The organism is Trichocoleus sp. FACHB-90 (genome assembly GCF_014695505.1).
GTDB classification, from domain to species: domain Bacteria; phylum Cyanobacteriota; class Cyanobacteriia; order Cyanobacteriales; family FACHB-T130; genus Funiculus; species Funiculus sociatus.
This window is the reverse complement of sequence record NZ_JACJOK010000069.1, coordinates 263,553-289,547: the sequence shown is the minus strand read 5'-3', so window position 1 is coordinate 289,547 and position 25,995 is coordinate 263,553. Positions and strand designations below refer to the sequence as shown.

Here is a 25,995-nt window from a genome sequence, read left to right as displayed (position 1 = left end):
GAGTTTCAGTCATGCAGATTGATAATTATGAAGAAGCGATCGCGTTAACCAAGAAGCTAGAGGAAAGCTTACCGATTATTGTTCGCCCCAGGAAACCTTTACTAAAAACACTCAGAGAACGAGGAGAAACGGTTACAGCGGATCATCAATTTACGGTTGAGTTGGTTAATTATTCCGGCGATATGGGGGGGATTATGTGCGCCTTAGCAGACGAAGCTGAGAAAAAGGAACGCTATGTAGTCTCGATTACTCATCTCAAAATTGACCCCAATCATCCTCTAAAAGAGGAAGTAGAAGCCTATCAGCGCCGGCGCAACCAAATGTTAATGATTCAGGAAAAGAAAGGTATAGCTGCCGAATTATTAGCGGCTAAATTAACAGGGAAGAAGAAAAAGCGTAGTCCAGGTTTTGGGAAGTAATTAACCACTAAATCGATATTCCATCCGCGCTGGAATTTTGATGTCATCAAATTGGTAGTATTCTCCTCGCATTTGTACATTTTGAATTAAGCTAACTGGAGGCATATTTACCACGTCATAGCTAATTACTTGATTGGTAAACATTACATCCAAAGGATTGAGAGGGTAAGCAACAGTGAATTCCCCAGTTTTCAATTTAATATCCGTGAATTCCTGAACGCTTACCTCAGCCTTACTCATCCACTTACCCAAGCGAACCCACTTAGGTAATTTCCATTTTCCGTCCTGACGCTTGAGAGAATTACTAGAGATGATAAAAAACTCAAATTGACTTTCAGGCGCAATTTCTTTTGCTCTCCCAAAACTAGGGATATTCTTCTGAGTTTTTTCCATCTCAACATGGTAGTTGTTGTTAGCATACTTCCATGTATTGAGAGTAGAGGAGTGAGATAGCGATCGCGCTGGCGTTACATAAATTCCTTGTAGATTCAGCGGCGTTAAATGCTCCTCATACTTAGGAACTTGTTCCGGGCAAAAGTAGCGATAGGAATGTTCTTCAGAAACGGTAGTGGAGTAGACTTCACTATCCACCAATCCCAACGCATAACAAAGCGCATAATTATGAATTACAGGCTCTGTTTCATAGAGTCTTCCTATCTCGCGAGTTGCATAATACATACTATCGTGCAACTCTAATTGACAGCGGTAAATTATTGCCATTGCTATTACCCCGCCTTACCAGCTTTACCTACTTTTGCTTTATCACCTTCCGGCTTCTGTTTAATATGCTTTTTGGCATAGGCTTTAGCCTCCGCATCAGCTTTCTGCAAAACCTCCTTAATACCAGCTTCACCCCCGGTGAATGTCTTTACCTCATTTAACAGAGCAGTAAACTGAGTCCCAATGAAATCGGTATGCACAATAAATTCTTCAGACATTAAAGTTTCAATTGCCTTTGTAGCAGCAGCAATCACATCATCTTCATTCAGTGGATCGCGGGAGTTAATTTTATTATCTGCTTGCAGTTTGTCGTAAATTGCTTGAGTCCACAACAAGTTACTGATAATTTCGCCATCCGCAAATACTACACCGATTAATTGATTGCGAACTCTACCTGTACGGGTAGTTTGAGCGCCATAGTGTCGAGTTCTCAGAATGTTGTTGAGAACGTACAAGAAACCAGCTTCAGTTGGGTCTTTTAAAGTCACAATACTGGGGAAAAAAACCTGGGGCTTGATGTGATCTTGTTGATTGATGCGGCTAGTCACCTCTCCTGGTTTAGAACCAGCTTCGCCCTTAGAAGCCATTGTACCGTTCTCAAAAGGAGCATTCAGGGTAAAAGTTTCGTGAGATTCATCAAAAGCTGTGATAGAAAATGCTGTATCAACTACTACTTTTGACTTTTCAGAACCAGAGTCACCGATTGCAAATCCGTAAATAATACAATCAGGATTATCCATCGCAAACTTAACGTTATATTCGCAATCCTCAGCCGTCATCAATCCATAGTTTCGTAATAACTCTCGTCCCACTAAACGTTCTGGCGTAGATTGCTTACGCTTAAACATTATCAGGCGACTGATGGGTGCTTGGTTTTCTGCTTTAATTCCTGCTCTCACCCGTGCCTTGTTTAACTCTCCATCTGTTTGAAAGAGGGGATAGGATTCAGTGATACGCACAGTTAAGAAATGAGCGTATTTCCCCATTGGTTTGTAGGGAATTTCATTGTGAAAAAATTTAGAATCAACGGTTTTGAGAAAAGACATGAATAATTCTCCTAAAGATGAGTAGTTGAGAAGCTAGGCAATAAGAACCTGAACAAGAATTCGCATTACTGTATCTAAATCATCTGGAACTCGATAAAGATTTAATCCCTGCTCGATTTCTTTTGTTTCTCGGTGTAAACGACCGAATTGCCAAATAGTCCCCGTAGTTACCGCACCGAGCAGAACTGATTGTTCAGGAGTTCTATCCCACTTATCGAGGGCGATCATTTCTGCTACAAGTTGTGTAAAACCGTAGTCTAAATCTTCGCGCTTTGCTTCAATTACTAGCAACTCCGTTTGACTTCTTAGAAGGTAATCTAAGTAACCTTGCAATTGCTCATTGATTTTGATGGGATACTCAATTCTTAATTGAGCTTTAGTGTATTGAACTAACTGCAATAGTACCTGTGAAATCAAAACTTCACGTCGAGAGGTTTCGCTGGACAAATCAACGTAAGGAAGCACTGCGTCAATGCGATTTTTGAGGTTCTCTAAATCTTCTAATTCATGCTGATATAGAGGCAAATCCAAGCGCTTACGAGTCAAGGTATATCCGAATTCATTGGCTAAATCATCTGCAAGAATCCTTAATTCAAAGATTTTACTAAATGTATAAGATTGATTCGGAGCTAAAACGCGCATATTACTGACATTCCTTGCTTTCTAGGTTCTCGATTCATCTTCATCTGCATCACTATCATTGCTGTCTCCAATTTGTGCAGCAGCGCAAGCGCTATCGCGATTTTCTTTGTCGTCTTCTAGGCGATATAGAAACTCACAAGTATCTCGAATTAAGTTAATTTGTCTACCTGCAAGACGAGCGCGATCGCCTGCAAAAGATTTCTCAAATACCTCCTCAACAAAGTATCGAGCAAAATCCAAAATTGCTTCTCGTTCTTCTTCCCGCTTCTTAAATATCCAGCGCCCCTCTGCTGTGGAAGCATGAACACGATCCATCAACTTAGAAACTTCAGCCGCCACCATATCAACCATCACTCCACCTTGAAAACTTAAATCAGCTTCAAGAATAGTTTTTGCAGCAATGTCAATAGGCTTTAATACTGCATTTGCCTTGGGATTATAGCGCTTATTGGCTCTGTAAAATTTGCGATATAATTCCGTCAGCTTTTTGGGATGATTTAAACTTGATTCTTCTCCCACAATTAATTCCTCCGAATTAGGATTATATTTGGCGTAAGGGTCAAAGCAGGGATAAAAGTGATAGACATAAAGCTTGACTTTCTCAATTCGTGCTGCTTCAACATTTTGGTTACGCACCCAACGATTTAAGTAGCTAAATACATAGAGTGGGCTGGTTTCAAAATCTTTTGCCAGTTCTGTAAAACGTCCCCAGTTGGAGTCATAACCAGATTTTCCCTGTCTAGCATTAACATCAAGGTGAATAGCATAGGCGGCTGTTAGAACATTAAGGGGTGCCGAATATTCCTTCCCGTCTTCCGTCCATCCTTCAAGAATGTAGTCAAGACGGAAGCGATCGCGCTTTGTCAGCACCCTAAATGCCTGTGGCGCGCTATCGAGAAATACACTTTCTTCAAACTCCGCACCATCATTAAATGGCGGAATGGGAGACTCTGAAACTACAGTCTTGACATCCAGAATCATCGGGAAGGCAAAAGCTAACCAGCTAGGCATTACCCAAGATTCGGTGTCAGTTCCGTCTCGTCCCGGAGGTAGCGCCATGAAGTAGAATGTTAGTGGCTGGTCTTCTGGGTAAGAAAGTTTGAAGGTTCTGTCTTTCCCTGGTTCGATATTTTCATTTATTAGGAAAGCATCTACACTTTGGTAGCGATCGCGTTCTAAATTCGCTTGCAAGTCCTTACTGATAAAGTGATTGCGAATGCTGGTATCAAAACGAGTTTGAGCAATACCGTTGTATGCCTTTTGTAGAAACTTGTTCGTCTCTGGCGTGAAGTAATAAGTGGGGTAGAAATAAAGATAGCGATATTTCCCATCCTCAAATCGCTTGCCCACTGCCTGCGTCTGGTTCATCAGAATTTGCCTCAGCATCATCTCTAAACCTGCAATACTAGAAATATTGCGTTTAGCGTTAGAACCTCCCAACATTTGTTTGTTGGTATAAACCTGGGGTGTAAATAAAACCGCTGACTCCATCTGCTCAGTTACGGTATAGGGAGAATGAGAAATCGAGCAGATTAGCTGTCGTCCTCTCCCCTGTTTTTTAGCTAACTGATAGCCTGATAATTCCTGTAGGAATACTTCAGCAGATGCTTTGGTAGATGTGGATTTTCCGGGTAGCATGACAACTCGCGTCACCCAAAGCCGCAAATCATCCCAACCATCAGGTAACTGGTACTGTGAAACAAGGGGTTTAATGAGTTGGGAAATGTGAGCGATCGCTTCCTTACAAATCTGACGCACATCCTCTGGACTTAAACCAGGATGAGTCTTTAAATATTTTGCTGCTAAGTAGTACCATTCATAAGGAACGCCGCCAGTATTGCCCTTTAGTTTGTGTTCTTTCAGGCTTTCATTAATCCGCTGAATTTCGCGGATTGGAGGTAAATACTCTGAGAGGTTCCAAAACTTAGCAATTTCCTCGACAATATCTAGATGAGGTAATTCTGGAAGTTTTTTATCTTTCTTCCGCTCAATTTCAATTTGATTAACCCGTTCGTCCCAAATTTTGCGACTGATTAAATCTCCAAATTCAGCAATCTGGTCAATCCGAATGTCGTCATCAAAATTGAAACTATAATCAGCCGACAAAACATTCTGCTGCTGAAATTTGATGAGGTTATCACTGCGGCTTTTGGCAACAGAACTTTTAATGGGATTTAGAATCCTCAATGTGGCACTAAGGGCGACTTGCATTAAACCTGTATCGTCAAAAAACAAGTTGTAATATTCTGCATATTTCATTCCCTTGCCATCTCTGCTAAAACCTGTTTGCCGGCTCCGTAGCTGACTTGCACACAGTTCTTTAATCTTCGTTACCACCCGTTTTGGTAAATCCTCAACTGGCACAGGGGGCGCATCCCGCCGAGCTAAATAGATTACACCAGTTGGCAGATATAGCAGTGGTTCATAGTAGGTGCAATCCTCCGTATTAAGGCTAATGTGCGCTTCCATCAAAGCGTTATTCACTACATTTGTGAGTACGCCTCGGTTCTCTGCAATGCTGTGGTAAGTAAATTTTAGTTGTCCATAACTCAGGGTATGAATTAACTCATTTAGCCTTGTATTTTCAGCATCCTGGGGATGTTTGATGATGGAAGCTAGGGAATCTGCCAAACAGGTTAAAAGTGAAAGACAGCGAAGAGTGCGATCGCGTAATACTGGATTTAGCCCAAACTCCGAAAAGTTCCAGTTCGTATCCCAACGCTGTTGAGCGTTATAAGCGACACATAGCAAATCATCAATATACTCTCGATAGGCTTCTGGGTCGTCAGGATTAAGGAAGCGATCTAAACCTAGCTGACGAACTTTTTCATCAATAATTTGACGATGCTGTTCTAGCGGTAGCTTGCGACAATCAGCAGGAGCATCCGGGAATTTCTCAAAGTCATGCAGAATAAACCCAGCAATTAACATCCGGCGTTCTAGTTCTCGCACCACTCGCTGCACAGTGGTATTAAGTTTTTCCAACCGTTGCTCAATTAAATTCGCTGGAAATAGTCCATTGAGTAAATGGGTATTGAGCGATTGATCGCCTGCATTGTCTCGTCGAACTCTATTTTTTCCTTCCGCTTCATTTTTGCGATCGAGTTCATCAAAAAACTTACCACCTTTTGCTGTAACGCCGATTGCCACTCGTAGCAGGTGTGGTAAGACATACTCTGCAAAGTCACTCATCACCAGATCATTAGGATTTTGAGTTTGAATTGCCTCTCGCAGTAACTTGAGAGTTAGTAACTCACGGGATTGGGGTTCGATAGTGCGATCGCTAGGTTCAAAGTCAAATTCCTCATCTTGTAACCAATCATCGTCTCCATACTCTTCGCTTAACCTCTCCCCCAACCCCTCTGCTGCAAGGAGAGGGGAGTTCTGCTCCCCCATCCCCTCGTAGGGAAGGGGGGCTGGGGGGGTTAGGTCTGATTCATCTTGATGATCAAATAGCGATAACTGTTTTTCTTCCTGCTCAGAGCTTTTACGTTTCTTAGCCATCTTCTCCCTCTGATAAAATCTTCTTCTTTGACACTTACTTTTCTGTATGCTCAAGTAATCGGTATCGCTCGATATACTCCAGAGTAAGTAGGCGGATGTAATCCAGAAGCTCGAAGAACTGCTTGATTTTGGGATACTCATCTCCTGAGTTGCGATACCAGCTCACAATGCAATCAACATCGAAGATACTCAACTGGTGTAAGTGGTTAATTGCTTCTTGAGATTTCTGACGGATGTAGCCGTATTCAGTAATCTGACTAACGTACCCAGAAATATAAGTTGAAAGAAGTTCTAGTTGGCTCCAAACTGTGTATTCTTGTTCCGAGTCTTTCTCTGCTTCCCACAGTTTACGCCGTTCGTCTTTAATCGATTTTTCATAAGCGAATAAGCGATTTTTAAGCTCAAAGAGCCGATTACGTTCAAAAAGTTCAGCTTCGTGTTGCTCCATATTAATATCCCTCTAGTTATAAGTTTTTTAACTATTAAAGCCGTAGGTAATAATTTTCCCTTCTGGTGTTTCAATGAGATATTCTCCACTGCTTCTAATTTCCCATCTCACTGTACCCACCTCGCTAGAACCTATACGTGGAATTCGGACTGCTTTAGATTTATCAAATGTCGATGCGTTCCGCAAATAGTCTAGGGAGTCGTAATTTTTTCTAAAAGAGTGATCGAGAATGCTTGCTGCAACATCTGCATAGGTTGCTGGACTCCACTGTTTCATGAGTTCTTGCATTTCATCAATTTCTTCTTGCGTTCTTCCCTCAAACAGTCGTCGTTCGGATGGTGACAAATTCAGTTCATAGGCTTCCTTTATTTGACTGGAGAGTTCCTCAAGTTCAGTCTCGGCTGCCATCAGCAGGTTTTCGCGATCTAAGCCGACAAGAGGGTTTGCTTCGGCGTTAGCTGCCATCTCAGCGACCCGCCTATACTTTTCTGCGATCGCACTCAATCGGTTTGCCAAATCTGCATTTTCGGGCTTTTCTAAAAATGCTCCATAAATTTCGTGAATTTGGCGTATCACTTCCTGACCTTCCGATTCGTTGGGCATTTTTAATGAAGTAGTTTCACCCTTACGACTCCACTGGTAAGAATTCAATTCGCTCGTGACCGACGACGCGACGCGCATAGACCAAACAAGCTTCTACATCTTCCCGTTCTAACCAGGGATAACCCTCTAGCAGAGTCTCGACGGTATCACCCGCCGCCAGCATTCCTAAAATATGCTCAACCGCCAGCCGACGACCCCGAATAATCGGCTTACCTCCAAAGATTTTGGGGTTAACTGTAATCCTCTGTAATAGTTTTTGCTCGTTCATTTTTGACCTCCAAAATGTTGAAGTGTGAAGAAGGAGGCTTTTGAACTGATTGATTCTCAGCCCCCATTAAGAGTTATGCTGCCAACCTCATCCGCTCTTTAGGCGTTTTGTAAGATTGCTGTGGAAACAGATCGAGTTCCAGTTGTTTGTACTGGACGCATTGCCGAACTGCCTCGAACTGCTCTTCCTCACGATCAATCCCAGCAGGCTGCTCAGATGTGTAAGCACGCAGATCGAAGAGTTCTAGCTGCTTATGGTTTCCCATATAGCTGAACCTCCATTCAGATTTTGTGAATGGTGACTTTTGTCCTCAAAGAGGCGTGTTAGCGTTAGACGGATGCTAGTGTTAGTCGCAACAGTAGGGTGGAAGTAGGAAATAAATCCTACTCTCAATCCTATGAACGTTGGACAAGTGTAGGCATCGGAACAACGAAGCTCGGTCTCTGTACTTGAAGGCTGACGCCACCATCTAGACGTTAGCACAGGTTTATTAAGTTCAGTATGTGAAGACAAGAGTAATTTTTGAGTCTCTTCCTCTGTATAATTAAAACTGGAGGGTAAAAATGTCGTTTTCAGATTTTCGAGCGACCTGTAATCCCTATCAGGGATTGAAATTTCGCCCACTGAACTTGTAGGCTTACGCCCTCCCACTGAACTACAGTGACCTAAATCCCTATCAGGGATTGAAACTATCCAGCAATCCATATCTCATCTCCTTTGCTTTTGAACCAGTAAGCAAGGGTATCCAGCAATAAAGCTGACTGGCTGAAGGCAATAGAATAGGGTGCAGTTGTATCGTGTAAACTATACTGGTCGCTAATTGGGTAAATTGCAAAGTGCATGGGGAGTCTAAGCCTTGATCGCACCTCCGCCACCGGACGACGCAGCACATAACTAACCAAAGCTTCTTTTCGCAGTCGCTTGTTAATCTCACTAATCCAATAGTTGTTGGGTTGCCAAACCTCAATACCAATCAAAACCTGAACCTTCCAAGCATCTGCGATCGCATCCAACTTGCCTGAATAGGTAAATCGCCAGTTCAGCCGTTCCTCCCGATAAGCCTTTAACTTCATAAAGGCGAGACAGTGTGCAAATCGACCTTTGGGAATGGGTTGTCCGAGGCGTTCAGCGGTTTGAAGAAGCGATCGCATAAACTCCTCTTTAGTCATCACCTCAATTTCCAGATTGCTCAAAATTCCTGGTAAATCGTAGGTTTTAAACCTATCTGCCTCATTCGGTTCTGTTAGATCGTAAATCCCACACTGAAGAGGGCTAGAGCCTCGAAAACTAGAAGCATCCTCAGCAATAGGATTTCCTTTATCCTTACCTGACAGTTGCTGCCACTCTTTTTCCCATACCATGCTACGACCAAAAACCTTTTTCAGGCTAGTATTAAACACTTGTTCGCAAGCCGTTTGAAATGCCTTTTGACTGCCTTCATATTGCTGCTTAATTGTTTTATGTCCTAGCTGTCGGCAAAGCCGCATTGACTGAACTGCACCCCAGCGAGAGTAATATCCCTGGAAATCATTTATTTTGCGATAATTATCGCGAATTTGGTTGTTGAAGAAAGCACGGTCATAGATACAAGATGCTTTCAAAAGTGAAGTCTTCTCTCGAAACAGCCTTCCTACTAAAAAGTTTGGGACAAGTGCGTAAGCTGTGAAAGCCTCAAAAGCAATCTTTTGTCCTTCGCGTTCATAGCCGTCATGCCGCCCTAATCTTCCTAAGCGCTGAATGAAGCTACCTGCATCAGCTGATTCAAAGATTAGAAAATTAATCTTGAAATCAACGCCGACATCAATCGTGCTAGTGCCGAGAACCAAGTCAGCTTGTAGAGATCGCTCTTTTTCCTCCTTCCCAGATAAACCTGTATTCTCTCCCACCACGAAACCAAAGGGTTCCAGCAGTTCTCGAAAGAACGATGTAAGACGCTTCACCGCAGCAATCGAGTTGAGAATGATTGCCCCTTTGCTACCTGGATGTTGCTGAAAGTGAGTCAGAATGAGATTACTGTTATCTTTCAACCAAGTTTCAGAAGCCTTATTGCTGGATTCCAAAGAGATAAACTGAAGAGAAGTTTCTCGTGATACCTGTCGCCATCCTTCTTCTTGTAACTGGTGACACTGAGCCTCTGTATCTGGAAACTGATATTTATTCTCCTCAATTGGGTTAATCTCCTTGCACCGAAATCCAGCTAACTTTAGTCGCTCTATCAATTGTTTATTCGGAGTCGCTGAGAGGAATAGAAACTTTTTGTGGCGATTGGTATTCTTGATTAACAGCATTGTGTTAATCACGCTGGCAATTTGCGGAGCCTGGAAAACATGAAACTCATCAAAGATAAATAGATCAAAATCCTTGTCAATCCGGTTCCACAGCTTGTCAGGACTATCATCACGAGTTAAATATGTACCTTGATGTAAATAGTGAAAAATATCAGGATTGCTTAAGAGAATTTCTGAGTTGCCGGAACGAGACTCGATCGCTGCTGCTTTTTTTAAGCCCTCATTTTCAGCATATATCTCTAACTCTTGCCCACTGAGTCGAACCACGCGCGGCTTAATATCAGGCTTAAATTTTTCAATATAATCCTGAATTTGTGTTTCTTGGTCACGGGCAAGTTCATTAGTTGGATACAGGCCGATCGCACAAAAATATGTCAGCAATGTCACTAAATAAGCTGCCAAACTTTTTCCATCGCCCGTCATTGCCGTATTAAAGATAACGTCAATATTCGAGTCGCGTATTGCCTCCAACGTTGCGACTTGATGCCAGGAAAGTGATGCCCAACCATCCGGTAGCTTCACGTCTTTTGGTGTCTCTGAGGCAGGACAGGAGTAGACAGGCTTGAGAGTGATCTTGTATCCGGGTATCATCTCATTTGTCCGTATATAAAAGCTGTATGTCCGTAGCAGGTTTAATTTTCACCACTATGACATACACAATAGAAAATGGCAAGGACAAAAAAATAAATTGTCCGGGTTAAGCAGAACGAGGAGTACCAGTGAGCCGAAAAGGTCAGTCAATTACCCTGTCTATCTCTGACCAAGACAAAACTCAGCTTGAGGAGATCGCCCGTGAGTTAGGCGTGATGCGGGGTGATCGCCCGAATATCTCTGGATTAGTGGAAGCGATCGCGCGTCAGCAATTCCGAGTTGCCCCAAACAACGACTGGTCAGGCACCCAGATTGCTGCACTCAAGCAGGCTGTCCAAGCTTTAACTGATGTTGGAAAGGTTGAGGAAGCCCAAGTGATAGCCAGTTTGCTCCTTGAACGCCGCGAACTATCGCTTCCTATACGAGAACAAGTAGAACGCTTCCTCAAGTCCCCGCCTATAGCTTGGCGCAAGGACATTGACTATTACATCCTTCGTCAGCAACCTTTTCAGATTTCTTACCACGATGCGGCAGATCGCCTTTGGAGTTTTACTATTCGTTATGCTCAAATCACATTGCACGAGCAGCGAGAATATTTAGATTGCTGGTGCGACGAGACGGAAGGCAATCAGGATTTACCAGAACTGAAGCACAATTGGTGCTTGCGCTTAGACCGTATTCCAGAAGCCGCGCTTGTGCCGATTGAGGGGGACTGGCGCTCAAGCCTTGATCAGATAGAAGTTGAAATCCACCTATTTCGAGGCTTGGCTTTTGCTTACCAAGCTAAACCGAAAGATATTTCTAATGAATGGCTTGCAGACTCTCAGCGAGTCCGACGAGTAGTTCGGCGAATTTCCAGCACCTTTTGGTTTTTTCGAGAAGTTTTGCGGTATGGGCCAGACTGTGTGGTAGTGTCGCCGGAGTCAGTGCGCGAACAAGTGAAGCAGAAGCTGCGATCGCTCTTGGAACAGTACGATATGCAAATATAAGCTTCACTTTAACCGCCGCCGCCACACACCGATCGCGATCGCTACGACAAGCGTCAACAAAGCGATCGCGATTGGTGTATGCAGGTCAGCGCTACTCCCGCCTTCTTTATTTGCCAAGCTATTCTGGGCAACCTGCTGCGTTGTCTGTTCACTAACTTTTGGCACCCCTGCCCCAGCTGCCACGGTGACGGTAAACTTCAGCTCAAACGGTTTAAAATCTGCCCCAGATGCTGGTGTTCCACTCAGTTGCAACTGATAAGCCCCCGGCGATGGGAAGACAACAGAAGCACCCGGAATCCCTTGATAACCTTCAGTTGAAATGGCTTTTAGTGGTGGTGAAAGTAACGGCGTTGTCTGTTGGGTGCGGGGTTGCGAGTATACGGACAATTTGCAATTACACTCTTGCAAAGGGATGACTTGACCGCCTTTGCGGGTAAGCGCCACCCAAGCTAGAGATGGTTCGCCAGCTTTGGGGTTGTCGTTGGGTTCGATGTGGAGAGTACCGCCCACATCTTCTGCTATCTGTACCTTATGGGCAGATGCGGGTGTAATCAGCAAGGTTAGGAGTATTAGTGTTTCCGCAATTGTTGGCAAGAACCTTTGATTCCCCCTGGGAATGCCTAGTGTGAGGTGCCTCAATTCTTGGACTTTGTTAGCTATTGTAGGTGCCTCCAGAATTCGTTCCCAGTCTGAGACTAGGAACGAGGAAGCGAGACTTTTATCGGGATTGGCTAGGGGGGACATATAATTTTTCTAGAGATAAAAGTGACCAAATCCCACGGTAGCGCACCAGCAAAACCAAGAGCGTCACAACTCCCAGTAGCACTGTCAGTAGTTTGTTGCTCCAAATTTGTTGCATTCCGCCAAGGTAATGAGAACCAATTAGCACTGCATGAACTGCACACAGGAGAAAAGCTGGAAGGCTTAACAGATGAATTTGTCGCCAGCGTTTCCCTAAAAGCTGCTGCATCCGGTCAAAACTGGTGAGTGCAGCTGGAGTCATCAATACTAAAGCTACTGCTCCTGCACTCATTCCCAGTTGATGGGTCGGCAACATAAAAGGTATCGCCTGAAAATTCCAGTTCAGAGTATGCTCTAGCATATGTGCCGTATGAGCCAAAGCCAGCACGTATGCGCCTACTCCCAAGACACGACGATAACGTAATGGGGCGCTAAAGAAGCGGCTGATGGGACGGGCAATCAGCGCTAAGATTAAACACAGCAACGCCGCGTGTCCAGTGTAATCTACCATTGTGTCGCCAGTTCGCAGCAGCGCGATCGCTCCAATGGCAAGTGTCACCCAACCGCCCAAGCGAAACAACTGACTGCGTTTATCAGCACTGACTCGGTTGGCAAAAACGCCGACACCGAGCATCATTGGCAGCGTTCCCAGTCCAAACGCCAACATGGTTGTCGCACCTTGAACGAGATTCGCAGTTTCAGCTGCTTTAAGTTGGGCATTGTACAGGAAACCGCAGGGAATTAAACCCCAGACCAGTCCTAATAAAGCTGGTGTAAAAAAGTTGGACTTTAGCGACAGCTTCATCATCGCCGCCCTGAGTCGATTGTGCAAGCCGCCTTCTTTGAGCGGGTGTAACACTGGCAGACGCGGGAGGAAATCTGGTTTAATTTGTACTAAGCCGAGCCAGATCAGCATGATTCCGGTGAAAATAGCGATCGCTCTTCGCAAGTCACTCCCAATTCCCGCCAGCTGTCCCCCAGCAATTAGCATCGAACCCACACCACCCAGAAATGCACCTGTCAAGGCATAACTTGCAATTCGTCCCAAGTTCAGCAAGATGTGAAAATAAAATTGTTGTCGCCAGTTAGCAGGAGTCTGTTGCTGATGTCCAAGGGAAAACGCCACGGTAAGAGGGCCACACATTCCCGCGCAGTGACCAAAACTCCCAAGGAATCCCAAAGCCATAATTAGCAACAAATCCAGCATTTTTTAATTATTAGTCCTTAGTCCGAACGGGCGGGACACCTGTGAATTCCCAATCCTCAGCAGTCAGTCTCCCTCAGTCGTTATTGTAGGACTGGAACGGGGGCGGTGATAAAGGAATGGTAATTTAAGGTACAAAAAATGAGGAAATGGATATTTTCGGTGGTTTTGGCGCTATTAGCGATCGCAGTAGTATTAAGTAGCAGCAAATTCTTCCAGTCGCGTCCGGAGCCAGTAACTAAAAGCTCTGTGGAGAACATTAGCGAACCGCCGACTCGTTTCAACGTGGCGGTAGCATCTGAAGAACCAGTCAACGCTCCTGATGTAGACTCAAAGCGACTAATGGCGCACGTTCAGGCGTTGAACTATAAGCGGTATACACAACAAGAACGCGATCGCGCCAAAAATTACCTCACCCAATCCCTGCAAAAACTGGGATGGTCGCCAAACCTACAACAATTCGAGGGCGGTGTCAACATCCTTGCAACTCGCCAAGGCACCGACAAACAAGCCGGAACAATTATCGTAGCCGCTCACTACGACAGCGTTCCCGCCTCCCCTGGTGCCGATGACAACGCCAGCGGAGTTGCCGTAGTTCTGGAACTGGCGCGTCTTTTCGCCTCCCGTCCCACACCCCGCACCTTGCAGCTAGTCTTCTTTGACCAGGAGGAGGCAGGACTCCGGGGCAGTATTGCCTTCACCACAAATAAAGCAAATTTGCAAAACCTGCACGGTGTCATCGTCATGGACATGGTAGGTTACGCTTGCTACACCGCAGGTTGTCAAAAATACCCGCCCGGATTGCCTGTCACCCCGCCGACCGACAAAGGCGACTTCCTGGCGGTAGTTGGCGACATAGAACACTTGCCATTGTTAGATGTCTTTCAAAAACCGGGTAAGCCTGGTTTGCCAACTGTTGTGACGTTACCAATTCCCCTCAAAGGAATGCTGACACCTGACGTTTTACGCAGCGATCATGCGCCATTCTGGTATCAGGGAGTAGGCGCGGTACTCGTCACCGATACGGCAAATCTGCGTACACCCCACTACCACCAGCCCAGCGATACCCCAGAAAATCTCGATCGCTCGTTTTTCCAAGGAGCCGCCCAGATTGTGATAAATACTACCACAGCGCTGCTGGAAAGCCGAGAACTTTTAAAGTCACCTCCATCAACCACTCCATAGTTAGTGAAGAAAGCAGCAATTGGCATTTCCTGATGCCCACCCTATTAATGGCTGTGCCTATATAAGAATACAAATTTTACGAAATTTATATTCTTATATCCAAAACCAGCTAATCTAAAGCTTCAGTACACAAACTAATCTATAATCATCTATCTAAAGGGTGAATAAAACCCCAAGTCTCCATAAAAGCTTAGCCGGGTAGAACTTATGAGTCAGTTGAGCGTGGAAAATATGGGTGTTGATGAACTTGTCAGACTATATGCAGCCGGACAAAGAAATTTTCATCGGGCAAAGTTGGTTGGGGTAGACCTGAGAGGCTTAAACCTGCGTGGAGTAGATTTAAGTGGAGCCAACCTAATTGCGGCAAACTTGGCTGGAGCTGATTTGAGCGAGGCAAACCTAAGCCAAGCAAACCTGACTTTGACAAATATGAGTCGGGCGCACCTGAATCAGGCAAACCTGTGCGATGCACACTTGAGCGCTACAAATCTGAGCCGAGCCAACTTGACTGGAGCCAACTTGCGTGGAGCAACTCTCAGCCGTGTAGACCTGAATGGTGCAAATTTAACTGGGGCGCAAATGTCTGACAGGAAACTTGTAACGTTCTCCCCCGCTAGTTAGCTATGACGAGGTGATTAGTTTCTGGCTGTATTTCCGAGTCTAAGCTGAGCGCAGAGATTGGGAAAGCCAATGGCGCTGTTGTAGCTGGTACATATGGTTAAACAGCTGCCAGCAATATTGTTCTGGGAGTCCGCAGGTTAAGGCACCGCGCAGAACAACGTTGAAGTACCAGTCGTTGGGCGCGAGTTCTTCTGTTAATTTGTTGACGACGACGTAAGTACGGACACTTGTGTAACTCTGTCCCCGACAAGAAACATTTACCATTTCCTGACGGTAGCCGCCTTGGGGTACTTCTTCTCTTTCATCTAAGCGATCGCTTAATCTCCAGGGTAATCTATACAATACCCCTTCCACTGAGGCTGATGAATCTTTCACCATATCGAGTACGCCACAGTCTCGAAGAGCTGAACGACGATAAAAGCCTAGTCTATACCCCTTGAGTGTTGCATTACCAACCACATAAATATGGGTATTCTCGCCCAGCGTCCGCTTCAAATCTACTGGACACATACAAGAGCCATAGGCAAAGTAGTAAAACTCAGGCTCGGCTTTGCTTCTAGCAATTTCCAGAGAAGCTTGTGTCGGTAAATCTTGTAAGTGTTCAGGCTGAACGCTCATGAATTGCCTTCAAATGCTACTTGTTGTCTATTGACTAGGCATTCTAGCAAAGTTACTCATGTAATACAACATATCCCGATAGGAAAACCGTAGATTGGGGACTGGGGACTGGGGACTGGGGACTGGGGAAGAGGGCGGCGGTGATGGTAGTTGATATCAAAGGGATTGGGGGCTGGGGACTGGGGACTGGGGATTGAAGAAGAGGGCGGCGGTGATGGTAGTTGATATCAAATCCGGTTGATTGCCCATAATCTAAAGAACCCGAAGAGAGTGACAGCCTGCGGCTGTGGCTCTCTTCCAGGCTCTTCGGGGAGGGGTTGGGGGTTGGGTGACTCTTAATTGTGGGTAATTACCGAATTTGATATGACTTGTCTCAGGTTTGGATTCTTTCCCAATCCCCAATCCCCAATCCCCAATCCCCAATCCCCAATCCCTAAGCTCTGATGATTTGGTTCCAACCTTGGATGACTTCCTTTAAAGGCTCAGGCAGACGGTCTTGTACCATATCCACATAGCGGGTTGTACCTTGCTTGCTGGAGATGGTGACGGTGATATAGTCAGCAGCGCCTTGGGAAGCAGGGTAACTGAGTTGGTTGAACTTTGCTAATTGCGCCTGGTTGAGTATCTGTTGAAACTGTTGCAGTTCGCGGCGGGAAATTTGGTATTTTTGTTCCGCAGAGGTAGCGCCATTGGAGCTAACCTGTTGGCGAATCATCCGCCCATCATTAAACAAAATAGTTTGATAGGTGCGACCAGTTATACCGCCACTAGAGATGGTGCGAAAGAGGACATCTTTCCCCAAAGACGGTGGTAGTTCGCTTGTAGGAATTTTTGTCGGATTGATGGTGTTAGCATTGCCTATCTGGCTAGCAGCTCTATTCAACCGGACGGTAGTAGCATCTTGATTAGCGTGATAAACCAAGATTTGTTGACCTGCTTCTACAGTTACCTGCCAACCGCGTATTAGGATTCTAGGACAAGCTACATTGCGATCGCCCAAACCTAGACAACCATCCCAATTCTTTTGTTCAGCCTTGAGGACGCGCAGTTGGGAAACTGACAACCTGGTTTGTCGGGAAGCCCTCTGCAACACAGCATCTTTAACCGGGTTTGGCAAACTAGCTGTCTGATCCAGCTTGATGATAGAACCACTAGAATTAGTACGATAAACCCAGCGTTGTTGATTGGCTTCTACAATCACCTGCCAACCTTCTACAGTTGCTTGAGAACAGAGAATGTTAGGCTCATATAGGCCTAGACAGCCATCAGACCATGTTTTCTTGTCAGCCTGGACGATACGGACTTGATCGGTTGTCAAATTTAACCGCTTGGCTGCGTCCTGTTTTACAGGGGTGGCAACGGATTGGGGTAAATTTGCAGGTAAGTTGGTGACAGGATTGGAGTTTTCTTGGCGTACAGTTGTTCCGGTGTTATCGGTGCGATAAACCCAAGTTTTACTCCCGTCAGTCACAACAACGCGCCAACCTGGGACTATAACTGCGGCACATAATTCAGCGGCAGTGCCAAGTCCCAAACAGCCATCTGTCCACTTCTGGCGACTAGACTCTTTAATGCTGAATTTTTGAACATTAATGCCAGTTTGACGCGACAAATCGGCAAGGACAGCATTGGCGACGCGGGGGGGTAAGCGATCGCTTTGTTGCTGCTTGAGAAAAGCTTCCCCGCCAGATAAGCTTTGGGCGACGCTAACATCTTTCACTTTGACGAGTTTAGCGCTAGACTCAGAAAGTGTTGCTGGAGCAGCAAAAGCTGCTTGCAACAGCGTCATACTAGCGCCCAAGGACAAAATGCCAGTTAGCACCACAGCAAGTGTTTGACTTCTGGTTACTGGTATGGAGTGATTTTGGAAAATGCGTTTCATCAGAACCTCAAAAATTTTCTAATTCCATTGGAGAGCGCACTAATTGAAACGAGCGGCACTCCAAGGGTTATTTGTTGCGTGTAGCAGACAATAGGCTAGACGCTGCTATCCTGCTAGTTAGTTCCAGGCTTGGCAGTAATAGCTTGCTTATAGAGAATTAAGAAATATGACTTTGTTAGTAGTCGCTACGGGAAATCCAGGCAAGCTGCGGGAGATGCAGACATATCTAGCTGGATTGGACTGGGAATTGACGCTGAAGCCCGATGAATTGGAGATTGAGGAGACGGGCGACACCTTCATGGCTAATGCTTGCCTGAAGGCTTCCCAGGTGGCACTCGCCACTGGGGAATGGGCGATCGCAGATGATTCTGGTTTGGAAGTAGATGCCTTAGATGGCGCACCGGGTATCTATTCGGCTCGTTACGGAAAAACTGACCCAGAGCGAATTGAACGGTTGCTCAACGAGTTAGGTAATGAACTGAATCGGGAAGCTCAATTTGCGTGCGCGATCGCCATTGCTCGTCCTGATGGTGCGATTGCGATCGCTACCGAGGGTGTTTGCCGGGGCGAAATCCTCCACTCCCCTCGCGGTACTGGTGGTTTCGGCTACGATCCGATTTTCTTCGTCCCACAACAGCAAATGACTTTTGCAGAAATGTCTCCAGATTTGAAGCGTCAGTGGAGTCATCGGGGGCAAGCCTTTAAAATTTTGTTACCCCAGCTTCAAGATATTAAATTTTAGATTTTGCGGAGGCGAAGCAGTTTCCCCGCCTCCGATGATTTTGGATTCAAGAACAATCTAAAATCATGCGTTAGCGAAGCGGCGCTTTAGCGCTGTTTTGGGAAGAACGGGAGGTTGAGGGAAGAACCAGTAATGGTTCAACTCCCTCATCAATCTCCCCAAAAATCGCTTCAAAATCACGCGATATTTTGGGAAGAATCAATCTCCCCAAAAATCGCTTCAAAATCCAAAATCGTTAAACTGCTTCCAGATTCTTTTCTCCCGTGCGAATCCGGATCACTTGTTCAACCGGGCTGACAAAAATCTTACCATCGCCAATTTCACCCGTTCGGGCGGCGGCGATGATTTTTTCAATTACCATATCAACTTGGGAATCCTCAACAACGATCTCAACTTTGAGTTTTTGCAGAAACTCAACCGTATACTCAGAACCGCGATAGCGTTCAGTCATTCCTTTCTGCCGTCCAAATCCTCGGACTTCAGAAACCGTCATTCCCACAATCCCTGCATTGACCAGCGAGATTTTAACTTCGTCGAGTTTGAATGGCCGGATAATCGCTTCTACTTTTTTCAAGCTCTTTACTCCTCAGTTTGTTGTGAATTTAGTGTATCTGTACAACCAATTTGTACAACCAAAAGTATCAGTGTGCGGCGGCTATTTTTTATCACTGCTCAAACAAAGATTTTGTATTCTATGATACATATGTTTGGGAGCGATTGTTCTGAGAAACAATCGTGCCGTAGCGGCTGCTTTGCCGCGAAGCGATCGCTCTGATTGTAGTAGTATTTCGGCACAGCGCTTTTTTAACCTGTTAATCCCCAACCCCCATGACTTAGGAGCTACGATATCGGGTTAAAAAAGAGCAATGTTCCTTTAACCTCTAACCTCAATCCACACTTTATCAAAACAGGTAGATTTTTCTCAATGTCCGCCCATTAAAAACTAAAGGGTGAATTGGCGATGCAAGCTTAACGACTATTATTATTTAGAAGCGGGCGCACAATCAAAAAGCCCGTACCAAACGCCGTCGCCACGATGAGAAAGATTACCAGCAATAACCACCACCCACTAACATCTGGGGAACGTTCTGGTGGGGTTGGGCGACGATACCTACCTTCTTCGTGTTCTATAACCAAGTTTTCAGGAAAGGTGGATGAGATTGGTTCAGGTTTGGGAGGAGGTAAGACTTCCACGGATCTCTCCACCCCAGCAGGACGAGGAGGACGCGGTTGCGAACGCCGCTTAGGTGATTTTTCGTCTCTAGTCCGAACTTCCGGTTCGACTAGAGGCGGAATGAAATCAACTCGGTTCCCGGTGGAAAGAGAATCTACCACCTGTTGCGCGTGCAAAGAAACTTGGGCAACTTTTTCTATTTCTTGTCGCAGTTGTTGATTTTCTTGGGCTAACTGCTGATTTTGGGTATTCAGCGAGTCTAGCATCGCTTGCGCTGCTTGCAACTCAGCGGAGAGTTCCTTGTAAACGGAAATTGGCACAGACGGGCGATAGGCTGTGGATGGATGGGAGGCCTGCTCTGGGAAATGAGCAGTTTGCATGGGCGATCTGGTAGTAGGATTGGACATTATTGGTTTAGCCTAAGTTCTGTAAGGCAACAATAGTGTAAAATTGCGCGACTCTGACAGCCATTTTTTAACAAATTTGCTCTAGTTACAACCACACAAGCCAGTAAATTTAGAAATTTTAGATTGTCAACCCGAAAGTGTCTAGACTCAGGGTGTCTTTCCTTGCAGGAGGGGAAAAAAGTGTCCTACGGGGCCCTGACCTTGACCAATGGCTAAAGAGTATCTTAATGCAGTGGTGACGTAATTTTTGGCTTTTTGTACCGCAGATAAGCGATCGCACCCTAGAGCTAGATTAGCAGCGATCGCAGCTGCCAGAGTACAACCCGTCCCATGAGTATTGCTGGTATCCACCACCGCCGTTTTCAAAGTTTCCAATTTGTGACCATCAAACCAAACATCAACGCCGCGTAAATTTCCCTCCATTCCTCCTCCCTTGACCAATACAGCCTTTGCTCCCAGCTGATGGATGCGTTGGGCAGCAGCCCGCATATCATCTAGAGTATGAAGCTGCAAACCGCTCAATAGTTCGGTCTCGTAGCGGTTCGGTGTCACAATCGTTGCCTTGGGGATCAAGACATTCTGTAAAGTTGCCACAGCCTCATCGTTAATCAACACAGCGCCCGTGCGCGATACCATTACCGGATCTACCACTAAATTATGAAGTTTCAGAACTTCCACCTGCTGCGCCACAGCCGCGATAATTTCCGCTGTGAGCAACATTCCCGTTTTCACTGCTTGCACGCCGATATCTGTCACCACAGCCTCAATCTGAGCGACAACCGCATCTACTGGTAGAGCATCAACTCGCGTCACCAAAACTGTATTCTGAGCCGTCACGCAAGTTATAGCACTGGTGCCATGAACGCAGTGAAAGGCAAACGTTCGTAAATCAGCTTGAATACCCGCACCGCCACCGCTATCGGAACCAGCGATGGTGAGAGCAACAGGAACACTTGATTTGTCTGTAACACTCATATTAGAAATTGGTAATTGGTAAAAAGGTAATTGGGGGAATCAAGTACATCGTAAGTAGTATTCATTACCTATTACCTATTACTTATTACCTCATATTGCGATTAAATTGACCTGATTTCGCCTAAAAATATAGATTGTACAAATAGCTAAACCTACGGCGCTCTTGACCGCGTCCAAGAATGTCGCATTCTGCTAATAAATTTCCCACCAATTATTAAAAATTAAAAATTAAAGATTAAAAATTTTTCATTTTTAATGCTTTATTTTTAATTTTTAATTCCTCTAACGTTGTGGTGGGCGGCGTCTGCGGAGAAAGTCTGGAATATCCAATCCGGAGCCAGCTTCTGGTCTAGGCTCATAAATAGGCGCGGGTGGAGGAACTGGTGTTGGTGCAACTGGGCGCTGTTGTTGTCTGGGGGTGCGCGTTTCTCTCGCTGCTGGTGTGGACTGAACTTCTCCACTAAATCCCGTAGCAATAACGGTAATTCTCACCTCGCCTTGCAGCCTGTCATCAATCACAGCTCCAAAGATGATATTAGCGTTGGGATCGACAACCTCATAGATTGTTTCCGCTGCGGCGTTCACCTCGTGTAGCGTCAAGTCGCTGCCGCCTGTAATGTTAAATACTACACCTCTAGCTCCTTCAATTGAGGACTCTAGCAAGGGGGAAGAAATTGCGGCAACTGCGGCTTCTCTGGCTCTTGATTTCCCAGAGCCAACACCGATTCCCATCATCGCCGATCCCGCATCTGCCATCACTGCGCGCACATCGGCAAAGTCAACATTGACCAGACCGGGGATAGTAATAATATCAGATATCCCTTGCACACCCTGGCGCAGAATGTCATCTGCCATTAGGAAGGCTTCTTGTACTGGCGTTTGTTCTTGAATCACCGACAAAAGCTTATTGTTGGGGATCACGATTAGGGTGTCCACTCGACTTTGCAAAGCGGCAATGCCTTCATCTGCCTGAGAAGTGCGGCGGCGTCCCTCGAAGGTGAAAGGACGAGTGACAACGCCCACCGTCAAGGCTCCCATTTCTTTAGCCACTTCCGCGACAACCGGGGCGGCACCAGTACCCGTACCGCCGCCCATACCAGCGGTGATGAACACCAAATCGGTGTTTTCTAGGGCATGAGCGATTTCGTCCCGCGATTCTTCTGCTGCCTTTTGCCCAATGGCAGGATTACCGCCAGCGCCCAAACCTCGTGTCAATTTTTGTCCCATTTGCAACCGTCTGGGGGCTAACGAGTGCGATAGTGACTGGGCATCTGTATTGATTGACCAAAACTCAACGCCACTTACATCACTGGCGATCATGCGATTAACCGCATTGCCTCCACCCCCACCAACACCAATCACTTTAATTTTGGCGACGCTACCTGGCACGATGTTGTCACTCCTGGTTTCTTCCTTGGGTGTCTTGCTGGCATCGTGTTGACCTAAATGTAACCCAGCGTTGTTAAACGGGTTGGCGTTGTCCACGGAGAGTGGACGAAGAGCGTTTCCTGTGGTATGTGAGCTTTGATTGTCAAGCCCTGGTTTACTATTGAGCGTCATTGCAAATAGGAAGGGTCAATAAACAGCTTTTTCAGTTTAGGGAAGCGATATGAGTCAACTATAGGGTAAGTTGACCCTTAAAACCAACGAGTGTCATAGGTGCATTGACGTTCCTAAAGAGGTCTGGCGGCAACTGTCTGAAGGCTGATGCTGTTCTTAAAATGCACTATAAAGAATTAATTAATTTCGGGGGACGACGTCTGGCTTAAGCATGAGTTAGTTGCACCTATGATTTTAAGGGTTGTTGGTTGTCACCGGGGCGGTGACTTTTTTCATTTGAATGGCTGGAGAATCTGGGTTTTTCAGGTCGATATAGGCAATTTGGCTAGTGGAAAGATGGGCTGGTAAATCTCGCATTCGATCGAGGACAGCCAGCTGATAGGCAAATCGGGAACTATAAGAACCAAAATGTACCATTCCTTGCTCAGTACGAAGAATTAAATTGGCTGGTTGTTGCCAATTTATCTCAAAAACCTTGACTGGGGAGCGGCTTACTGCATGGTAAAGTGCTGACCAATAGGGGCGATATTCATCTCTATAGCCAATAATTTTTAAGGTGGGTAAGGGAAGAGTTGGCTTTAGTCCGGCGTAGCTTTCTAAGGGCATCCAGACACCATCTTCGTCCAACAAGCCAGCTGATAAGGGCTGGGGCGGCGATCCCGCAGGAGGTGTCGTTTTGGTTGGGGAAGAAGTGCGGGCTAAAAGAGCGATCGCTACCGGATGTCTCTCTTTAACTTGTACAGTCAAACTGGGGGGAAACAGTTGCCGGGTAACGATAGCTTGTTCTATGGCTGGCTGCAATTCCAACTTTTCGGCAATAACTTCCGGTTGCAGGCGCAGCAAATACTGCGGGTAGGAAAGCGATAGCAGCGACTGAATCGCTTGCTTCGAGAGAATTTTATTGCCTTCAATCTCAATTTGATCTGGTTTTAAGATCACCCAGGCTGGTAAAGTCGTTACCCAAACTAAACCGCCAGCCAATCCAGCGATGAATAGACTTCGCCAAACCGCCTGAAAAGATTTCATCCGTCGTTGGCGACGTAACTTTTGCCGTCTTTGGGTCAATTCTGTCTGAGATACTGATGCGATGCTTGTCATCCTAACTTCTCAATCGGAGTTTTTGGTGCGCCAGACGTACTGCACTCAACAAAAAAAGTTCTGTTTGGGGAGTTATCAAGCTTGATAACCCTACGTAACTTTAACCGAGATATCAGGAGTCGATCCCATTCCCACCTGAGAGGGAGATATCGCGGTAAAAGTATCTGACCGTTGGCAAAAAATAACGATCACAAAACCCATGTAATCCCAGCTTACATCTAGCTGATGTGAAATCTTTTTCGCTTTTCAACACGGGTCGTCAGGAAGTGTAGCGGAATATTACAACGTCTAGATATTAACGTGTCAGAGCCATCATGGAATCACTTTAGGAAAATTATCAAAAAAATTTTGGATTGATCCCCAGACAAAATCCTTTTTTCTTCTTTTGCTTGCGGCACCAGAGGGGAACTGGGAACTGGGATAGGTATGCAAATTCACCCGATTCTCCTCTCACGTCAGCCTCTTGCCGATGCCCACAAAGTGAGTAGCAAAAAAAGACAAACTTTGTCTTTCCGGCTGGAGGATAAAAGCGATCGCGTCTAAACTTCGCCCCGCCATTCCTATCTCTAATAAGTAATCCGCTCTCATAGAAAGGGCATATATCATACATTTTATACGCAAAAAGAATACCAGAATGAATACATTTATGTGCAGGGGGGTGCTACCCTCCAACCCATAGAGGGGAAATTTAAGGGAAGCTATCCGGTAGAAGTAGAAGGGAGGTACCCAGAGGGATGCCCTTAACATAACTGAGGTCTAAATGAAACTGGACTTAATTAGATTTTATAAAGCCTGTAACCCAGCCAAGACCCTAATCTTCTCGAAGCCGGAGGATCGTTCTTACTATATCGATTTTTCCTCTGTACGGGGTGGAAAAATCATTGAGGCAATTGGGCGAACTATTACCCGAATTTCGCCTGACGATCCCACCAGCCAGATGTTTACAGGGCATATCGGCTGTGGGAAATCTACAGAACTGTTTCGCCTGAAAGCCGACTTGGAGGCACAGAAATTTCATGTAGTTTATTTCGAGTCTGGTCAAGAACTAGACATGGCGGATGTAGATATCAGCGATATTTTACTGGCGATCGCGCGTCAAGTCAGCGAAAGCCTCGAAGAAATTCAGATTCGGCTAAAACCCAGTTACTTTGCCAATCTGTTCACCGAAATTAAAGATATCTTGCAAACTCCCATCGACGTTTCAGCTGAAGCCGAGTTATCCATCGGTATTGGCAGAATTACCGCCAAAACCAAAGACAGCCCCAAACTCCGGGATCAATTGCGCCAGTATCTGGAACCTCGAACCGAAGGCTTTTTGAAAGCTATCAACGAAGAATTGCTAAAACGGGCGAATGAGGAACTGAAGCGACGCGGTAAAAAAGGGTTGGTGGTGATTATCGATAACCTGGATCGCCTGGATAATACTCGCCCCTTAGCAGGTTCGCAGAAACTTTTGCCAGAGTACCTGTTTATCGACCGAGGCGGACAGTTACGCCGCCTAAATTGCCATGTAGTTTACACAATACCCCTGGCATTGATTTTCTCAAACGATTACGAAACCCTGAAAAATCGTCTGGGGGGTGGGGTTGCTCCCAAAGTATTGCCAATGGTACCAGTGCGAAACCGAGATGGTAGTGACTGCGAACCGGGAATGACTTTGCTGCGAAAGATGGTGATGGCGCGTGCTTTCCCAGAGGTAGCGCCAGAGCAGTATCATTTGCTAATAACAGAAATTTTCGATTCGCCGGAAACCCTTGCCCGATTGTGTCGCGTCAGTGGTGGTCATGTGCGAAACCTCCTGGGATTGCTCTACAGTTGTCTTCAGCAGGAAGATCCGCCATTTTCGCGCAGCTGTTTAGAGAACGTGATTAAAGAGTATCGCGATGACTTGGTGCTGGCGATTGATGAAGAGGAGTGGGATTTGTTGTTTCAAGTGGTGCAACTGCAAACTCTTAAGGGTGAGAAAGAATATCAGAGTTTGCTTAGAAGTATGTTTGTCTTTGAATATCGCGACGAACAGGGGCGCTGGTTTGGGCTGAATCCGGCTTTGACAGAAACGCCCAAATTTATGTCTTTCGCGACTATGAATGAGTTGCAGTTCCAAAAATAAAAAGGCAAAAAAAGAATTTCTTCTCTCCTTCCAGTCTCCGGCGGGGAATGTCTAATGTGTTAGCTTCGCTTAACATATTAGGCGTCAGTTTTTTTTGGCTGCAAGAGGGGAGGCGTAGCCTTCCTGCATCCGTTCCCCGTCGGAGGCTGGAAGAATACGA

The 25,995-nt window shown here is 45.7% G+C and carries 24 protein-coding genes; 6 read left to right on the top strand and 18 right to left on the bottom strand.

From position 1 onward, the window contains the following. Positions 1 to 11: 11 nt before the first annotated feature. Complete coding sequence (locus H6F74_RS20800; RefSeq protein WP_190444072.1) at positions 12 to 419, top strand: hypothetical protein; 408 nt, start codon at positions 12 to 14, stop codon at positions 417 to 419. Here H6F74_RS20800 and cas5d read toward each other — a convergent pair whose 3' ends face one another. The 9 genes from cas5d to cas3 all read right to left on the bottom strand — a co-directional run bounded on the left by cas5d (position 420) and on the right by cas3 (position 10,529). Then, positions 420 to 1,139 carry a type I-D CRISPR-associated protein Cas5/Csc1 gene (cas5d, locus tag H6F74_RS20795; protein ID WP_190444071.1) on the bottom strand — a complete coding sequence of 240 codons (720 nt, stop codon included), beginning with the start codon at positions 1,137 to 1,139 and terminating at the stop codon, positions 420 to 422. 5 nt (positions 1,140 to 1,144) lie between these two features. Next, positions 1,145 to 2,185, bottom strand: a complete 1,041-nt coding sequence (gene cas7d, locus H6F74_RS20790; RefSeq protein WP_190444070.1) for a type I-D CRISPR-associated protein Cas7/Csc2 — start codon at positions 2,183 to 2,185, stop codon at positions 1,145 to 1,147. Between the two features lie 33 nt (positions 2,186 to 2,218). Continuing rightward, complete coding sequence (locus H6F74_RS20785; RefSeq protein WP_190444069.1) at positions 2,219 to 2,827, bottom strand: hypothetical protein; 609 nt, start codon at positions 2,825 to 2,827, stop codon at positions 2,219 to 2,221. A 21-nt stretch (positions 2,828 to 2,848) separates the two neighbouring features. Continuing rightward, positions 2,849 to 6,331, bottom strand: a complete 3,483-nt coding sequence (gene cas10d / locus H6F74_RS20780) for a type I-D CRISPR-associated protein Cas10d/Csc3 (RefSeq protein ID WP_242022240.1) — start codon at positions 6,329 to 6,331, stop codon at positions 2,849 to 2,851. Positions 6,332 to 6,365: 34 nt separating this feature from the next. Further along, entirely contained in the window at positions 6,366 to 6,779 is a 414-nt protein-coding gene (locus H6F74_RS20775) for a hypothetical protein (protein ID WP_190444068.1), read from the bottom strand. A gap of 27 nt (positions 6,780 to 6,806) precedes the next feature. Then, the gene (locus H6F74_RS29460; protein ID WP_199301456.1) at positions 6,807 to 7,382 is read right to left on the bottom strand and encodes a hypothetical protein; all 576 of its coding nucleotides are present in this window, start codon (positions 7,380 to 7,382) and stop codon (positions 6,807 to 6,809) included. A 22-nt stretch (positions 7,383 to 7,404) separates the two neighbouring features. Beyond that, positions 7,405 to 7,650 (bottom strand): DUF433 domain-containing protein, encoded by a 246-nt coding sequence (locus H6F74_RS20765; RefSeq protein WP_190444067.1) that lies wholly within the window; start codon positions 7,648 to 7,650, stop codon positions 7,405 to 7,407. Between the two features lie 73 nt (positions 7,651 to 7,723). Continuing rightward, a complete protein-coding gene (locus H6F74_RS20760; protein ID WP_190444066.1) occupies positions 7,724 to 7,915 on the bottom strand; it encodes a hypothetical protein in 192 nt (63 codons plus the stop codon). Between the two features lie 424 nt (positions 7,916 to 8,339). Continuing rightward, a complete protein-coding gene (gene cas3, locus H6F74_RS20755) occupies positions 8,340 to 10,529 on the bottom strand; it encodes a type I-D CRISPR-associated helicase Cas3' (RefSeq protein ID WP_190444065.1) in 2,190 nt (729 codons plus the stop codon). A 128-nt stretch (positions 10,530 to 10,657) separates the two neighbouring features. Here cas3 and H6F74_RS20750 point away from each other — a divergent pair, with 128 nt between their 5' ends. Beyond that, a complete protein-coding gene (locus H6F74_RS20750; RefSeq protein ID WP_190444064.1) occupies positions 10,658 to 11,518 on the top strand; it encodes a WYL domain-containing protein in 861 nt (286 codons plus the stop codon). A gap of 3 nt (positions 11,519 to 11,521) precedes the next feature. Here H6F74_RS20750 and H6F74_RS20745 read toward each other — a convergent pair whose 3' ends face one another. Together H6F74_RS20745 and H6F74_RS20740 are read right to left on the bottom strand one after the other, a co-directional pair. After that, entirely contained in the window at positions 11,522 to 12,262 is a 741-nt protein-coding gene (locus H6F74_RS20745) for a hypothetical protein (RefSeq protein ID WP_190444063.1), read from the bottom strand. Next, positions 12,237 to 13,466: a sulfite exporter TauE/SafE family protein gene (locus H6F74_RS20740; protein WP_190444062.1), complete on the bottom strand. Its 1,230-nt coding sequence runs from the start codon at positions 13,464 to 13,466 to the stop codon at positions 12,237 to 12,239. The genes H6F74_RS20745 and H6F74_RS20740 overlap by 26 nt, the downstream gene beginning before the upstream one ends. Before the next feature lie 138 nt (positions 13,467 to 13,604). Between H6F74_RS20740 and H6F74_RS20735 the strand changes: the two genes are divergently transcribed. Further along, entirely contained in the window at positions 13,605 to 14,648 is a 1,044-nt protein-coding gene (locus tag H6F74_RS20735; protein ID WP_190444061.1) for a M28 family peptidase, read from the top strand. Positions 14,649 to 14,855: 207 nt separating this feature from the next. Next, the gene (locus H6F74_RS20730; protein ID WP_190444060.1) at positions 14,856 to 15,269 is read left to right on the top strand and encodes a pentapeptide repeat-containing protein; all 414 of its coding nucleotides are present in this window, start codon (positions 14,856 to 14,858) and stop codon (positions 15,267 to 15,269) included. Between the two features lie 39 nt (positions 15,270 to 15,308). On the opposite strand, the gene H6F74_RS20725 is transcribed toward H6F74_RS20730, so the two are convergent. Both H6F74_RS20725 and H6F74_RS20720 read right to left on the bottom strand, forming a co-directional pair. Beyond that, positions 15,309 to 15,887, bottom strand: a complete 579-nt coding sequence (locus H6F74_RS20725) for a gamma-glutamylcyclotransferase (RefSeq protein ID WP_190444059.1) — start codon at positions 15,885 to 15,887, stop codon at positions 15,309 to 15,311. A 433-nt stretch (positions 15,888 to 16,320) separates the two neighbouring features. Next, the gene (locus H6F74_RS20720; protein ID WP_190444058.1) at positions 16,321 to 17,769 is read right to left on the bottom strand and encodes a hypothetical protein; all 1,449 of its coding nucleotides are present in this window, start codon (positions 17,767 to 17,769) and stop codon (positions 16,321 to 16,323) included. 166 nt (positions 17,770 to 17,935) lie between these two features. Here H6F74_RS20720 and rdgB point away from each other — a divergent pair, with 166 nt between their 5' ends. Next, complete coding sequence (gene rdgB / locus H6F74_RS20715; protein WP_190444057.1) at positions 17,936 to 18,511, top strand: RdgB/HAM1 family non-canonical purine NTP pyrophosphatase; 576 nt, start codon at positions 17,936 to 17,938, stop codon at positions 18,509 to 18,511. A 235-nt stretch (positions 18,512 to 18,746) separates the two neighbouring features. Here rdgB and H6F74_RS20710 read toward each other — a convergent pair whose 3' ends face one another. The 5 genes from H6F74_RS20710 to H6F74_RS20690 form a co-directional block, all read right to left on the bottom strand. Next, positions 18,747 to 19,085 (bottom strand): P-II family nitrogen regulator, encoded by a 339-nt coding sequence (locus tag H6F74_RS20710; protein ID WP_190427070.1) that lies wholly within the window; start codon positions 19,083 to 19,085, stop codon positions 18,747 to 18,749. Positions 19,086 to 19,480: 395 nt separating this feature from the next. Next, on the bottom strand, positions 19,481 to 20,092 hold the full coding sequence (locus H6F74_RS20705) for a hypothetical protein (RefSeq protein ID WP_199301454.1): 612 nt from the start codon (positions 20,090 to 20,092) through the stop codon (positions 19,481 to 19,483). Between the two features lie 147 nt (positions 20,093 to 20,239). Continuing rightward, the gene (gene thiD, locus H6F74_RS20700) at positions 20,240 to 21,067 is read right to left on the bottom strand and encodes a bifunctional hydroxymethylpyrimidine kinase/phosphomethylpyrimidine kinase (protein ID WP_190444056.1); all 828 of its coding nucleotides are present in this window, start codon (positions 21,065 to 21,067) and stop codon (positions 20,240 to 20,242) included. A gap of 282 nt (positions 21,068 to 21,349) precedes the next feature. After that, complete coding sequence (gene ftsZ, locus H6F74_RS20695; RefSeq protein ID WP_190444055.1) at positions 21,350 to 22,627, bottom strand: cell division protein FtsZ; 1,278 nt, start codon at positions 22,625 to 22,627, stop codon at positions 21,350 to 21,352. A gap of 234 nt (positions 22,628 to 22,861) precedes the next feature. After that, entirely contained in the window at positions 22,862 to 23,725 is an 864-nt protein-coding gene (locus H6F74_RS20690) for an FtsQ-type POTRA domain-containing protein (protein ID WP_190444054.1), read from the bottom strand. 760 nt (positions 23,726 to 24,485) lie between these two features. Between H6F74_RS20690 and H6F74_RS20685 the strand changes: the two genes are divergently transcribed. After that, complete coding sequence (locus H6F74_RS20685; protein ID WP_190444053.1) at positions 24,486 to 25,835, top strand: P-loop NTPase fold protein; 1,350 nt, start codon at positions 24,486 to 24,488, stop codon at positions 25,833 to 25,835. The last annotated feature ends 160 nt before the right edge of the window (positions 25,836 to 25,995 follow it).